Source organism: Methylobacterium sp. GXF4 (assembly GCF_000272495.1).
Taxonomy (GTDB): Bacteria; Pseudomonadota; Alphaproteobacteria; order Rhizobiales; family Beijerinckiaceae; genus Methylobacterium; species Methylobacterium brachiatum.
Genome location: NZ_AKFK01000064.1, coordinates 30,807 through 44,288 on the forward strand (window position 1 = coordinate 30,807; position 13,482 = coordinate 44,288).

The 13,482-nt window shown below is 71.3% G+C and carries 11 protein-coding genes; 8 read left to right on the forward strand and 3 right to left on the reverse strand.

What is annotated here, in order from left to right:
• Positions 1 to 156 precede the first annotated feature (156 nt).
• From WYO_RS16430 to WYO_RS16440, 3 genes are read left to right on the forward strand one after another with little or no spacing between them, the layout of a single operon-like run.
• The gene (locus WYO_RS16430) at positions 157 to 1,425 is read left to right on the forward strand and encodes a nucleotide disphospho-sugar-binding domain-containing protein (protein WP_007564502.1); all 1,269 of its coding nucleotides are present in this window, start codon (positions 157 to 159) and stop codon (positions 1,423 to 1,425) included.
• The gene (locus tag WYO_RS16435; protein WP_007564503.1) at positions 1,422 to 2,669 is read left to right on the forward strand and encodes a multidrug effflux MFS transporter; all 1,248 of its coding nucleotides are present in this window, start codon (positions 1,422 to 1,424) and stop codon (positions 2,667 to 2,669) included. The genes WYO_RS16430 and WYO_RS16435 overlap by 4 nt, the downstream gene beginning before the upstream one ends.
• A 16-nt stretch (positions 2,670 to 2,685) precedes the next feature.
• Entirely contained in the window at positions 2,686 to 3,543 is an 858-nt protein-coding gene (locus tag WYO_RS16440) for an alpha/beta hydrolase (RefSeq protein ID WP_007564504.1), read from the forward strand.
• 63 nt (positions 3,544 to 3,606) lie between these two features.
• Here the strand turns inward: WYO_RS16440 and WYO_RS32200 are convergent, their stop codons facing one another.
• Positions 3,607 to 4,074, reverse strand: a complete 468-nt coding sequence (locus tag WYO_RS32200) for a hypothetical protein (RefSeq protein WP_244424200.1) — start codon at positions 4,072 to 4,074, stop codon at positions 3,607 to 3,609.
• Positions 4,075 to 4,151: 77 nt separating this feature from the next.
• Here WYO_RS32200 and WYO_RS16450 point away from each other — a divergent pair, with 77 nt between their 5' ends.
• The 3 genes from WYO_RS16450 to WYO_RS16460 all read left to right on the forward strand — a co-directional run bounded on the left by WYO_RS16450 (position 4,152) and on the right by WYO_RS16460 (position 7,316).
• Positions 4,152 to 5,390 carry a cytochrome P450 gene (locus WYO_RS16450; protein ID WP_007564506.1) on the forward strand — a complete coding sequence of 413 codons (1,239 nt, stop codon included), beginning with the start codon at positions 4,152 to 4,154 and terminating at the stop codon, positions 5,388 to 5,390.
• A 138-nt stretch (positions 5,391 to 5,528) separates the two neighbouring features.
• Positions 5,529 to 6,836 carry a glycosyltransferase gene (locus tag WYO_RS16455; protein ID WP_007564507.1) on the forward strand — a complete coding sequence of 436 codons (1,308 nt, stop codon included), beginning with the start codon at positions 5,529 to 5,531 and terminating at the stop codon, positions 6,834 to 6,836.
• A 231-nt stretch (positions 6,837 to 7,067) separates the two neighbouring features.
• Positions 7,068 to 7,316: a hypothetical protein gene (locus WYO_RS16460; protein WP_007564508.1), complete on the forward strand. Its 249-nt coding sequence runs from the start codon at positions 7,068 to 7,070 to the stop codon at positions 7,314 to 7,316.
• 6 nt (positions 7,317 to 7,322) lie between these two features.
• On the opposite strand, the gene WYO_RS16465 is transcribed toward WYO_RS16460, so the two are convergent.
• Entirely contained in the window at positions 7,323 to 9,746 is a 2,424-nt protein-coding gene (locus WYO_RS16465) for a PAS domain S-box protein (RefSeq protein WP_007564509.1), read from the reverse strand.
• 150 nt (positions 9,747 to 9,896) lie between these two features.
• On the reverse strand, positions 9,897 to 11,009 hold the full coding sequence (locus WYO_RS16470; protein WP_128755024.1) for an FAD-binding domain-containing protein: 1,113 nt from the start codon (positions 11,007 to 11,009) through the stop codon (positions 9,897 to 9,899).
• Positions 11,010 to 11,254: 245 nt separating this feature from the next.
• Between WYO_RS16470 and WYO_RS16475 the strand changes: the two genes are divergently transcribed.
• Both WYO_RS16475 and fghA read left to right on the forward strand, forming a co-directional pair.
• On the forward strand, positions 11,255 to 12,391 hold the full coding sequence (locus WYO_RS16475) for an S-(hydroxymethyl)glutathione dehydrogenase/class III alcohol dehydrogenase (RefSeq protein ID WP_007564512.1): 1,137 nt from the start codon (positions 11,255 to 11,257) through the stop codon (positions 12,389 to 12,391).
• Positions 12,392 to 12,566: 175 nt separating this feature from the next.
• On the forward strand, positions 12,567 to 13,400 hold the full coding sequence (gene fghA / locus WYO_RS16480) for an S-formylglutathione hydrolase (protein ID WP_007564514.1): 834 nt from the start codon (positions 12,567 to 12,569) through the stop codon (positions 13,398 to 13,400).
• The last annotated feature ends 82 nt before the right edge of the window (positions 13,401 to 13,482 follow it).

Below are 13,482 nucleotides of genomic sequence, written 5' to 3' on the forward strand. Positions count from 1 at the left end.
GATCCGGTCGAAACGGACCGCGTCTCCAAGAAATGCGTGCGGATGCTCCAGATCTTCCGCGCCGTCGCGCGATTTCGCGCCGTGAATGTCAAATCCAATCGTCGATCGATCCCGAAACAGCGCGCTCCTGCGCAGTCCTATTCGGAAGCCTTTCAGATGTCGCTCAGCGTCTTGTGTATCTCGTGGGGAACCACGGGCAATCTCAGCCCCGTGCTGACGGCCGGACGGCAGCTGAACCGGGCGGGGCATCGCGTGCGCATCATGGCCGATCCGGTGATGCGCAGCGAGGTCGAGGCGGCCGGCTTTCCCTTCATCGGATGGCGCCGGGCCCCCGTCGGCACCGATGCGGACCCCGCCGATTTCTCCGACCTCGCCGACTGGTTCCGCAAGACGCTGTTCGTGCCGGCCGGCGCCTACGCGGCCGACACGCTCGACGAGATCCGGCGCGTTCCGACCGACGCCGTCCTCAGCCTCGACCTGCTGCTGGGTTGCGCGCTGGCGGCCGAGGCGGCGGACCTGCCGCACGCGATCCTGTCGCCGCATATCAGCATCCGCCCGCTGCCCGGCATGCCGCCCGCCGCCAGCGGCCTCACGCCCCCGCGGACCGCCGCGGAGCGCGCCGCGATGGCGGCGGCCACCGAGGCGATCACGACGGCCATGGAGAAGGGCCGCACGGCCCTCAACGCCACGCGGCGGGGCCTGGGATTGCCGCCGGTCGCGAGCGCGTTCGACTATTTCGACCGGGCCGACCGCGTCCTCCTGGCGATCAGCCGGGCTTTCGACTTCGACGCGACGACGCTCCCGGCCAATTACCGGTACATCGGCCCGCTGCTCGACGAGCCGGGCTGGACGCGGGGCGGCCCCTCGGCCTGGCCCGGCACCAGCCGGCCGCGCATCCTCGTCGCCGGCAGCACCGGCGCCCAGAACCAGACCGAGCTCCTGCAGCGGATCGTGCGCGCCGTCGGGACGGTCGACGCCGAGGCGCTGGTGACCACCGGGCCCCATGTCCGTCCGGAAGACCTGGCGATGCCCGCCAATGTATGCGTCGTGACGGCGGCCTCTCACGAAGCCCTGATGGAGGAGGCGGCCCTGGTGGTCAGCCAGGGCGGGCACGGCACCGTGTCCCGCGCGCTGCTGCACGGCGTGCCGCTGCTGGTCATGCCGATGGCCCGCGACCAGACCGACAACGCCGCCCGGGTCGGCGCGCGCGGCGCCGGCTTGCGCCTGGCCCCCGACGCGCCGGAGGCCGAGATCGCGGCGGCGATGCGCCGGCTGCTCACCGAGCCGCAGTTTCGCGTCGCGGCCGGCACCCTCGGCGCGGCCGTCCGGGCGGATCTCGATGCGGCCGGTCTCGTCCGCGAGATCGACGCGATGGTAGCGGCCCGGAAAACCAGGGCGGATTCGGCAGACCGGCGTTGGGCGTGATCCCGCTCACCGACGGGTGGATCCGGCCGCGCGGACGCCTCCGGCCGGGCACCGCCGCGTTCTCGGCCCTGATCGGGCTGCTGGCGGCGCTCCCGACCTTCGGCATCGACATGATCCTGCCGAGCCTGCCGGACACGGCCGCCGCCCTGCGGATCCCGTCCTCCGCCATCGGCTCGGCCATGGGGATCTATCTGCTGAGCCTCGGAATCGCCCTGCTGGTCTACGGGCCGCTCTCGGACCGGCTCGGCCGCCGGCCCACCATCATCGGCGGCTGCCTCCTCCTGATCGGCGGCAGCCTCGGTTGCCTCGTCGCGCAGACGCTGCCGCAATTGCTGCTGGGCCGGGCCGTGCAGGGATTCGGCGCTGCGGGGCCGGGCCTCGCTGCCATGGCGATCGTGCGCGACGTCTCCGAGGGCGAGACCGCGCGCGCCCGGATGTCGTTCGTCGTCCTCGTGATCAACGTGGTGCCGATGATCGCCCCGACGGTCGGGGCGGCGCTGATGGGGCTCGGCGGCTGGCGCCTGATCCACGCGGCGCCGATCGCCGCATCCCTGGCGGCTCTCGTGGCCCTCCGGCATGTCGACGAGACCGCGCGGCTCACACCGTCGCCCGGCCTGAACGCGCGCGCGGTGCTGCAGGGCTACGCGCGCATCCTCGCGGACCCGGTCTTCCGCGGCAACGCCCTGTGCAACGCCGCTTCGGCCGGGGCGGTCTTCGCCTACATCACCGGCTCCGCGCTGGTCTTCATCGACGCCTTCGGCGTCAGCCCGCAGACCTACGGCATCGTCTTCGGCGCGAGCTCGCTGTCCGTCATGGCCGGCGCGTTCCTGAACGCCCGCCTCGTCGCGCGCGGCGGGCGGCCCCGTCAGGCGATCGGAGCGGGTCTCGCCCTGGCGACCGCCGTCGCGGCGATCCTGATGGGCGCGGCCTTGGCCGGACGTCCCTCGCCGGTCCCGGTGGTCGTCGCCATGGTCGGCACGGCGCTGGCCTTCGGCCTGATCTCGCCCAACGCGCTGCACGGGGCCACGGAGCCGATGCCCGAGGCCGCCGGCGCGGCCAGCGGCGTGGCGATCTGCCTGCAGATGCTGGTCGGCGCCCTCGCCAGCGATGGCGTGGCGCGGATTTTCGACGGCCGCTCCGCCCTGTCGATGGCCGCCGTGATGCTCGGGGCCTGCCTGGCGGCGATCGCCGCCATCGCGACCCTCCCGAGTCCTGCCGCCGGGCGATCGATGCCCCGATCCTGATCACACGGAGATTCCCATGACCTTCGAACCGCCCCGGTGGCAGCCCGTCCATCTGGCCCGCGACGGCGTCCGGCTCGCCCATGTCGAGGCCGGGCCGATGACGCCCCAGGGCCACCCCCTGGTGCTGATCAACGGCTGGACCGGCGATCACGGCATCTTCACGCCGCAGATCCGGCACTTCTCGCGGCTCCGGCGGGTCGTCGCCGTGGACCTGCGCGGTCACGGCGCCAGCGACGCGCCGGAGCAGGATTATACGGTCGCGGGCTTCGCCGACGACGTCGCCTGGCAGTGCCGCCAGCTGGGCTTGGTCAAGCCGATCGTCATCGGCCACAGCTTCGGCGGCGCGGTGGGGCTCGAATTGTGCGGGCGCCATCCCGACCTCGCCGCGGGCCTGGTGATGATCGATTCCATCGTCCTGCCGTCGCCGGACCAGCGCGGCAATGTCGAGCTGGCGCAGCTCCTGTCCGGCGTCGGCGGTCCGGATTACCCCGTGGCGGCGCTGGCGGCCGCCTGGTCGATCGGGGGCGCCTTCGACGAGCCGACCCGGCGCCAGGCGATCTTCGACACGTATGTTCTCGGCCCCTGCCGCAAGACGCCCCAGCACGTGGCGCATTCCACGCTGCACAACATGGTCCAGAACCACGATCCGATCCCGGCCGCGCGCGCCTGCCGGGTCCCGATGGCCTACATCTCCGCCGACGTGCCGCTGATCGAGTCGGCACGCGATCTCGAACGGCTGCGCGAACTCTGCCCGCAGCTGGTGACCGCCAAGACGCTGCTCGCCGGCCATTTCAACACGATCGAGGTGGCCGAGCAGGTCAACGCGATGATCGACCGCTTCCTCGCGGTCGGGCTGAAGCCCCGGGCGCGCTGACCGGGCCGCCGGATGACGCGCGGCGCCGGGGCGATCTCCGCTCCGGCGTCCGGCATTCTCCCGTCACTGCGCGCGCCTGCGGCCGCTGACAGTCCGGCCGGAAGCCGGCTCGTCGCCCAGGAGACGCCGGGCCGATGCGATGACCTGGAGGGTCTGGGAGCTGAGCTGCTCGCTCCGGGCCCGCAGGTCGAAGCGCCTCAAGCGCGCGATGAGGTGCTGGCCGTCATCGGTGCCGCCGATCACCGAGTCGGTGATGAGCCGCCGCAGCAGCATTTCGAAGCGATCGTCCGGACTGGGCTCGCTTGCGATCATGGCGATACCTCCTTGCGCGAAGCATCGTCGTTCTGAGCCGCGCCCGTTACGGCACGATTTCGGAATCGCCGACGCCCGAAATAGTCTCGCGCCCATGCGGGCCCGCGGGATCCGGGTCGCCGGCATCGACGCCCGGCGGCCGATCGAGCGGAGGTCGGCCGCACCGGCGCCGCGCCACCGGGGCTCGTCGGGCGGCCCGAATGTTATGACCGTAACCAACGGCCGCTCTTTCGAAATCGTCCTGTAGTCCGGCCTTTCGAGAATCCGCGCGCTTGAACAGCAGCGAGGATGTGTCGATGAAGTGTCACAGGGACGAGCACGGATACGTCGGAAGCGCCGGGGCCCGCCACGCTGTCCCGACCCTGTCCGTGGCTGAACTCGAGGCCGACCCGCACGGCGTGTTCCGCACCTGGCGGCCCCGGGTGCCGTTCATCATCCATGAGATCGGCGGCTACATGGTCCTGCGCGCGCAGGACGTCGATCAGCTGATGCGGGATCCGCGCGTCCAGGCGACCGAGACCCTCTATCCGGAGATGCGCGAGATCCCGCAGGGCCGGCTGTTCGACATCTTCGCGCACGGCATGCTCACCGCCAACGGTGCGGTTCACCGGCGGCGCCGGTCACCGTTCACCCGGACCTTCGCGACCCGCCTGGTCGAGAATCTGCGCCCCCGCATCCGGGACGCCGCCGAGGCCCTCGTCCGGGATTGCATGGAGGAGGGCGAGGTCGATCTCGTCGCGAGCTACACCGGCCTGATCCCCGCCCAGACCATCGCCGACATCCTCGGGCTGCCGCGCGGCGACATCCCCCGGTTCACGCGGCTCGCCTATGAGGTCTCGCGGGTCCTGAGCTTCACCTTCGGCCCGGAGGACCTGCCCGAGATCGAGGCGGCGGCGGTCGCCTTGCAGGATTACGTCGTCGAGATCCTCGAAGCCCGGCGCGCGGCGCCCCGGGACGATTTCCTGTCCCGCTTCCTCGCGGAGGCGGATGCGGCCGGCGAGCTGACGCCGGACGAGGTGGTCATCCAGCTCGTGCAGATGATCATCGGCGGCACCGACACCACGAGGGGGGCCGGCGCCATGCAGATCGCCCTGCTGCTGCAGCATCCCGAGCAATGGGAGGCGGTCAAGCAGGATCCCGGCCTCGTGCCGGCCGCGGTAGCGGAATCCCTGCGGTTCGAGCCGAGCGTCGGCTCCGCCGGACGCGTCGCCAAGGAGGATATCACCCTCGACGGGCACGTCGTGCCGGCCAACAGCCTGATCATGCTCTCGATCCTGTCGGCGATGCGCGACGAGCAGGCCTATGCACGGCCCGACGCGTTCGACATCCACCGCACCGACCGCCCGCGCCTGCACCCCGTCTTCGGGGGCGGGGTGCACCGGTGCCTCGGAGAGGCCCTGGCGCGGATCGAGCTGGAGGAGGGGCTGGGCGCCCTGGTGCGGCTGGCCCCGCGGCTGCGCTTCGCCGGCCCGGTTCCGATGCTGCGCGGGCACAGCGGCATCCGCCGCATCGATGCGCTGCGGGTCGCCTGGTAGCCCCCGGGCGGGCGTTCCAGCGGTAACCGTTTCGGCGCCCATCCGCAGCCGTCGCGTAACGGGCGGCCCCCAGCCTCGCGCCTGGGTCGCCGCATCGGCGCGGCGCCCGCTTCCCCACGCGAAGACAGGACGAGCGCGATGAAGATCCTCCTCTGCTCCACGCCCGCGACGGGCCATCTCAACCCGATACTGGCCATCGCCCGGATGCTGGCCGACGAGGGCCACGAGGTCATGGTGCTGTCGGGCTCGGCCTTCCGCGACCGCATCGAGGCGACCGGCGCCCGGTTCGCGGCGCTGCCCGGCATCGCCGATTTCGACGGGCGCAACCTCGTCGCCGTCGTTCCCGAGCTGGCGCAGACCCCGCCCGGCCCGGACTGGCTGCGCGTCGCCATGGAGCGGATCTTCATCGAGCGGATCCCGGATCAGCATCGCGGCCTCCAGGACGCCCTTCGGGCTTTCCCGACCGCGGTCGTGATCGGCGACGACATGTTCTTCGGCGTCCTGCCCCTGCTGCTCGGGCCGCGATCGAAGCGGCCGGCCATCGTCCTGTGCGGCACGTCGATCCTGCATTGCTCACGGCCCGACAGGGCCCCGATCTTCCTCGGGCTGCCGCCGGCCCAGACCCTCGAGCAGCGGGACGCCTATGCGCGGATCGCGCGGGCGCACGAGGCGGCCGTCGACCGGCCCGTCGCGCGCCGCCTGGCGGGCGTGCTGGAGGAGGTCGGGGTTCCGGCCCCGTCCTGGACCCTGTTCGACGCGGTGGTGCAGCTCGCCGACACCTACCTGCAGCTCACCGTCCCGAGCTTCGAATACCCGTTCCCGCTGCCGCCGGCGGTGACCTTCGTCGGCGCGCCGCCGATCGTGCCGGGGCAGGCGCCGCTGCCGGCCTGGGCGAACGATCTCGACGGCGCCCGCAAGGTCGTGCTCGTCACACAGGGCACCGTCGCGAACCACGATTTCGGCCTGCTGGTCGGCCCGACTCTCGCAGCGCTCGCCGGTGAGCCGGACATCCTCACCGTCGTCACGGCCGGCGGACGCGCGCGCGACGCCATCCCGGGGCCGATCCCGGCCAATGCGCGGCTCGCCGACTACCTGCCGTTCGAGTGGATCCTGCCGCGGATCGACGCGATGGTGACGAATGGCGGCTACGGCAGCGTCAACCAGGCCCTCAGCTTCGGCGTGCCCCTCGTCGCCGCGGGCCTGACCGAGGACAAGGCCGACGTGAACGCCCGCATCGCCTGGTCGGGGGCGGGCATCGACCTCGGCACGAACAATCCGACCCCGGAGGCGCTCCGGCGCGCCGTGCGGACCGTGCTCGACGAACCCGGTCACCGCCGGGAGGCTCGGCGCCTCGCCGCCGAATTCACCGCCTACGATGCCCGGGCGGGGATCCTGCGGGTCCTCGCACGGCACGCCGAACCCGGGCGGGTGCGCAGCGCCGCCTGACCGACCCGACGGTCAGATTTCCGGCTGCCGGACGCGACAGCCAGATCCCGCATGATCCGGGCGGCGCCGATCCGAGAGATCGGTGCCGCCCGCGTCTGTTCGCGGCCCGAACATCTGACGTATCGGCCCGAGCGAACGGCATGTCTGCTGTAATCATTCCCGCGCGACGCGAAATCCCGCTGCAATCCAGCCTGCCTATTCCTCGTGTTCCAGCAACGGGAATACGCCAACATGATCCTCAACCGCGCAGCAGCGTCCGCGGGTGCTTTCGGCGGGGCCCTTCTTCTGTTCCTGGCGGTGGCGCCCGCCGCCCGGGCGGAGCCCGTCCCCCGGTTCACGCAGCCCGACGTCCCGACCCTCGACCCCGGCATCCGGCCTGCCCCGTCCTGGACGAACCGGGAGTCCCGCCCGGCGACCGTCGAGGACGAGCACGTCCGGGCGCAGCGGATCATCAACCGCGTCTGCGTGGGCTGCCGATGAGGTCCGTCACCGACGGGCCGACTTGGCCCGCTCGACGGCGCGGCGCAGGATGCGCGACAGGTCGGTGACCGAGTACGGCTTGCGCAGCAATTCGAAGCCGTGGGTGCCCTGGGCCGCGAGCACGTCGCTGTAGCCCGAGGCCAGGACGACCGGGAGGTCGGATTGCCGGCGGCGGATCTCGCGGGCCAGGTCCACCCCGTTCATGCCCGGCATCACCACGTCCGAGAACACGACCTCGAAACGGAACGGGATGCGCTCGAACTCGCGCAGCGCCTTCTCCGCATCCGTCGCCCAGACCGTATGGTAGCCGAGCTCCTGCAGGGCCTGCGTGGCGAAGGAGCCGACCTCCAGGTTGTCCTCGACGAGGAGGACGCAGGTGCCGTGGCCGTCGGCCAGCGCCGCGGGCTCGGGCGTCTCGGCCTCGGGCAGGGATGCGGCCACCGCCCGCGGGAGGAACAGGGTGAAGGTGCTGCCCTCGCCCAGCCGGCTCTCGGCGACGACCTCGCCGCCGGATTGCTTGGCGAAGCCGAACACCTGGCTGAGGCCCAGCCCCGTACCCTGCCCGACCCCCTTGGTGGTGAAGAACGGCTCGAAGATCCGCTCCAGGTCGCCGGGGGCGATGCCGGTGCCGGTATCGGCCACCGAGACCGCGACGAAATCCCCCCGCATCGGCGGATGCGCCCGGACGGCCGGGACCAGGCCCACGGGCCGGACCCGGATGGTGATCCGGCCCTCGCCCGACATGGCGTCCCGGGCATTGACCACCATGTTGACCAGGGCGGTGTCGAACTGGCTCGGATCGGCGTCGACCAGGCACGGGCTCTCCCGCCCCATCGCGTCCCGCAGGGGCACGACCTGCATGTCGACATGGATGCGCGAGCCCGTGAGGGTTCTGACCATGTCGGAGACCGAGGCCACGCCGCGCCCGACGTCGAACACCTCGGGCTGGAGCGCCTGGCGCCGGGCGAAGGCCAGCAGCTGGCCCGTCAGCTTGGCCGCCCGGGCGACCGTGTCCGAGATGGCGTCGACGTAGCGGGTCCGGCGCTCCTCGGGGAGGTTCGGGCGCTTGAGCAGGTCGGTCGACGACTTGATGACGGTGAGCAGGTTGTTGAAGTCGTGCGCCACCCCGCCGGTGAGCTGGCCCACCGCCTCCAGCTTCTGGGATTGGCGGAGCTGCTCCTCGAGGGCCTTGCGGTCGGTGACATCCCGGCCCGCCGCGTAGAAATGGTCGCCGCGCGGGACCACGTTCCACGAGATCCAGCGGTAGGCGCCGTCGCGGGTCCTGAACCGGACGTCGACGTCGTCGAGGTCGCCCGCGGTGATCACGCGCTCGAACGCCTGCGCCGCGAGCTTCTTGTCGTCCGGGTGGACGAAATCGTCGAACCGCGCCCCGACGAGATCCTCGGACGTCCAGCCGAGGGTCGCCGTCCAGGCCGGATTCACCGCCCGGTACAGGCCGTCGAAGCCGCAGACCACGAACAGGTCGCGGCTCGCCCGCCACAGCGTATCGCGCTCGTCGGTCCGCTCGCGGGCGGCGGTCTCGAGGTGATCCTCGAGCCGACGCCGGTCGGTGATGTCGTTGAACAGGATCGCGACGCGCCGCCGCGCCGGCTCGCCCACGCGCAGGGCATGGACGTCGAACCACCGGCCCATGGACACCGCGGCGCTCTCGAAGCGCACGGGCTGCCCCGTCATGGCGACCGCGCCGTAGGTCTCGAACCAGGACGGTTCGAGATCGGGGACAAGCTCGCTGACCCAGCGCCCGGCCGCGTTCCGCAGGCCGGTATGGCGCTCGAAGGCCGGGTTGACCTCGATTAGCCGGTAATCGACCGCGCGGCCCTCGGCGTCGAACCGCATCTCCGCGACGCAGAAGCCGGCGTCGATCGCCTCGAACAGGGTCTGGTAGCGCGCCTCGCTCTCGGCCAGGCGCTCCTCCTCGGTGCGGAAGCGCGTGACGTCCAGCTGGCTCGCGAAGAAGTAGCGCAGCTGCCCGGACGGATCGAAGACCGGGCTGACGTAGAGCTCGTTGCGGAACGGCGTGCCGTCGCGGTGATAGTTCAGGATCTCGACGACCACGTCGCGCCGGGCCGCGATGGCGTCCCGGACCTTGGCGACGTCGGACGGGTCGGTGCCGGGCCCCTGGAGGAACCTGCAATTGCGGCCGATCAGGTCCTCCGCGCCGTAGCCGCACAGCTCCTGGAAGGCGCGGTTGGCGAAGACGATCGGATTGTCGGGCAGGTTGGGATCGGTGACGATCTGCGGCATGCGGGTCTTCTCCGCCGCCGTGAACAGCAGATCGACCCCGGCCGCCGAGGTGCGCTGGCCGGCGCTCGGGGTATGCACATGGCTCTCGTTGCGCGACCGCAGCCGCTCGATCTCGGCCTCGGCCTCACGCAGGCGTCGGCGCAACGTGTCGTTTTCGACATCCATGGGGCGAAATCCCGACCTCGCATCGCCATACCTGCCCGCCGCTCTCACAACGGCCGGGTCGTCCGGCTGCTCCATACCGTATTTGCCGGGGCAACCTCCATGAGGACTGAAGCCGGATGAGCGGACAACTCTGGGGGCCGGTATGGGGCGTCAGGCCGTCAGCACCGCCGGGATGGCCGAGCGCAGGCGGGAAAAGCCGCGGTTGGATCTCGGCCAGGCGGCCTCGTCCCATCCCCGGCGAATCCGGATGCACGCGTCCGGCAGCGCATCGGCCGACGGACCCACCGGGGCCCAGGCCGTGATCACGGGCAGGTCCCCGGACCAACCCTCTTCGACCAATCGCGCCGCGCACCCGAACTGGGCCGCCGCACGTTCGAGGCCATCGGCCATCGCCGCCGCGTCGGCCGCGCGCACCCGCTCGGATGCGCCGGGGGCGTGGGCCAGCAGGCCGCCGACGCGGACGACACGGGCGGCGCCTAGCGGCAGGCTCTCCGGGCTCAGGTCGTCGAGATGCAGCAGCAGCGCGACGTCGCCGGCCGGCACGGCATCGGAGCGCGGCAGCGCGACCTCGCGGGGCGGCATCGCCTCGTCGAGGGCGTCCGGGTATTCGTCGAGGCCGGCAGGATCGAAGCGCCCCCCCGTATACCGCCGGATGTTCTCGGCGCGGGCGACGTAGTGCTTGCCCCGCGTGTGGAGGCCCGCCACCCAGCGCCAGGACAGGGTGTTGCTCGCCGGGTCGCCGTCGACGAGGTGGCGCAGGAAGAATTCGGCGCCGAGCGCCCAGGGCAGGCGCAGGGTGAAGATCCAGATCGAGGCGAACCACATCCGGGCGTGGTTGTGCAGCCAGCCGGTCTCGACGAGCTCGCGCGCCCAATCGTCGAAGCCGTCGATGCCGGTCCGGCCCTCGAGGGCGGACTCGTAGGTCCGGCGCAGGCCGGGCTCGGCGGCGAGGCGTTCCCGGTCGGACGCGGCCAGGGCGAGGGACTCCGTCCAGGCGGACGGGTGGGTCTCCAGGTGGCCCTTGAAGTAGGTCCGCCAGAACACCTCGGAGACGAACTTCTCGGCGCCGCCGTCGCCGAAGGCGCGCTCGGCCGCTGCCGCGACCTCGGCCTCCGTGATCAGGCGCCGGCGCAGATAGGGCGAGAGTGCCGACGTGGTCGGCTCGAGGCCGGGCCCGCGATCGGTGTTGCGGGCGGCGGCGTAATCGGCCCCGGCGCCCGCCAGGAAGGCGGCGAGCCGGTCGAGCCCGGCGGCGCGGGTCATGGGAAAGGTGCGATCCATGCCCGGGAGTTAGCGCGCGGCCCGCGCCGGGCGGATGCGACCCATTCCCCGGACCGTCCGGCGGGGCGCGCGGTCTCAACGCGGCCGCAAAGATTGCATCCCGGCGCGAGAAGCATCAAACACACGCCAGATTTTCGGACCGTTCGGTGTGCCGCCCTCGGGCGAGGCGCGCCGAAGAGTCGGCAGTTCGGCGCCGTCCGTGATCGTCCAGACAACAGGAACAGGTGATGAAGACGCGCGCTGCGGTCGCGTGGGAGGCCAAGAAGCCTCTCACGATCGAGACCATCGACATCGAAGGGCCCAAGGCCGGCGAGGTTCTCGTCGAGCTGATGGCCACCGGCATCTGCCACACCGATGCCTACACCCTCTCGGGCCTCGATTCCGAGGGCAAGTTCCCGGCGATCCTCGGCCATGAGGGCGCGGGCATCGTCCGCGAGGTCGGCGCCGGCGTCACCACGCTGAAGCCCGGCGACCACGTCATCCCGCTCTACACGCCGGAATGCCGCAACTGTAAGTCCTGCCTGTCCCAGCGCACCAACCTGTGCACCGCGATCCGCGCGACCCAGGGCCAGGGTGTGATGCCGGACGGCACGAGCCGCTTCTCCTGCGTCTCCACCGGCGGCAGTCCCTCCGGATCGAACACCGTGTTCCACTACATGGGCTGCTCGACCTTCTCGAACTTCACGGTCCTGCCCGCCATCGCGCTCGCCAAGATCCGTGAAGACGCCCCCTTCGACAAGATCTGCTACATCGGCTGCGGCGTGACCACCGGTATCGGCGCGGTGATCTACACCGCCAAGGTCTGGCCCGGCGCCAACGTGGTGGTGTTCGGTCTCGGCGGCATCGGCCTCAACGTCCTCCAGGCCGCCCGGATGGTCGGGGCCGACAAGATCATCGGCGTCGACATCAACCCGGAAAAGCAGGCCATGGCCCGCAAGTTCGGCATGACCGACTTCATCAACCCGAGCGAGATCGGCACCGACAAGGTGGTCCAGGCCATCGTCGATCTCACGGGCGGCGGCGCCGACTTCTCCTTCGACTGCACCGGCAACGTCCATGTGATGCGCCAGGCCCTCGAGTGCTGCCATCGCGGCTGGGGCGAGTCGATCGTCATCGGCGTGGCCGAGGCCGGTCGCGAGATCTCGACCCGTCCGTTCCAGCTGGTCACCGGCCGCGTCTGGAAGGGCTCGGCCTTCGGCGGCGCCCGCGGCCGCACGGACGTGCCGAAGATCGTCGACTGGTACATGGAGGGCAAGATCAACATCGACGATCTGATCACCCACACCATGCCGCTCGACGAGATCAACCACGGCTTCGACCTCATGCACGAGGGCAAGTCGATCCGGTCCGTGGTCGTCTACTGACCATCACCACCCCTCCCCGTGCGGGGAGGGGGCAGGGGCGGGGGTGGTCGGGTGACCCTCTCCCGGCCGAGGCCGGCTGAGCCACCCCCAGCTTCAACTCCTCCCCGCAAGAGGGAGGAGAGCCGCGCATTCCTGAAGACGATCGTCTCAGCCCACTCGCAGGAGATCACAGCCGATGGAAACCGTCTCGAAGGCCCGCGCCCATGGTGGCACGCAGGGCGTCTACAAGCACGATGCGCAGACCACGGGATGCCCCATGACCTTCGCGGTGTTCGTGCCGCCCCAGGCCGAGAAGGGCCCGGTCCCGGTGCTGTGGTACCTGTCCGGCCTCACCTGCACGCATGCCAACGTCATGGACAAGGGCGAGTACCGTGCCGCCGCCGCCGCGCACGGCGTGATCATCGTGGCCCCCGATACCAGCCCGCGCGGCCCCGGGATCCCGGACGAGGAAGGCAATTGGCAGTTCGGCTCCGGCGCCGGCTTCTACCTGGACGCCACGCAGGCGCCCTATGACAAGAACTACCGGATGTGGAGCTACATCACGGAGGAGCTGCCGGCGCTCATCGCGAAGGAATTCCCCGCCGACATGACCCGCCAGGGCATCTTCGGCCATTCCATGGGCGGCCACGGGGCTCTGACCATCGCGCTGACCTACCCGGAGCGCTTCAAGTCCTGCTCCGCCTTCGCGCCGATCGCCCAGCCCTCCACGGCCGGCTGGTCGAAGCCGGCCTTCGAGAAGTATCTCGGCTCCGATCCGGCCGCCTGGCGCGCCCACGACGCCACCGCGCTGATCGAGGACGGCAAGCGCTTCCCCGAATTCCTGGTGGATCAGGGTACTGCCGACAGCTTCCTGCAGGACGGCCTGCGCCCCTGGCTGCTGGAGGAGGCCTGCAAGAAGGCCGGCATCGCGCTGACCCTCAACATGCGCGAGGGCTACGACCACTCGTACTTCTTCATCTCGACCTTCATGGCCGACCACATCGCCTGGGCTGCCGCGCGCCTGAAGTAACTGCCGACGGCGCGCCCCGTCATGTGCGGGGCGCGTCCGCCGCCGAGCGCATCTCGGCGGCGGCAGGCCGGAGGGCCCGCCG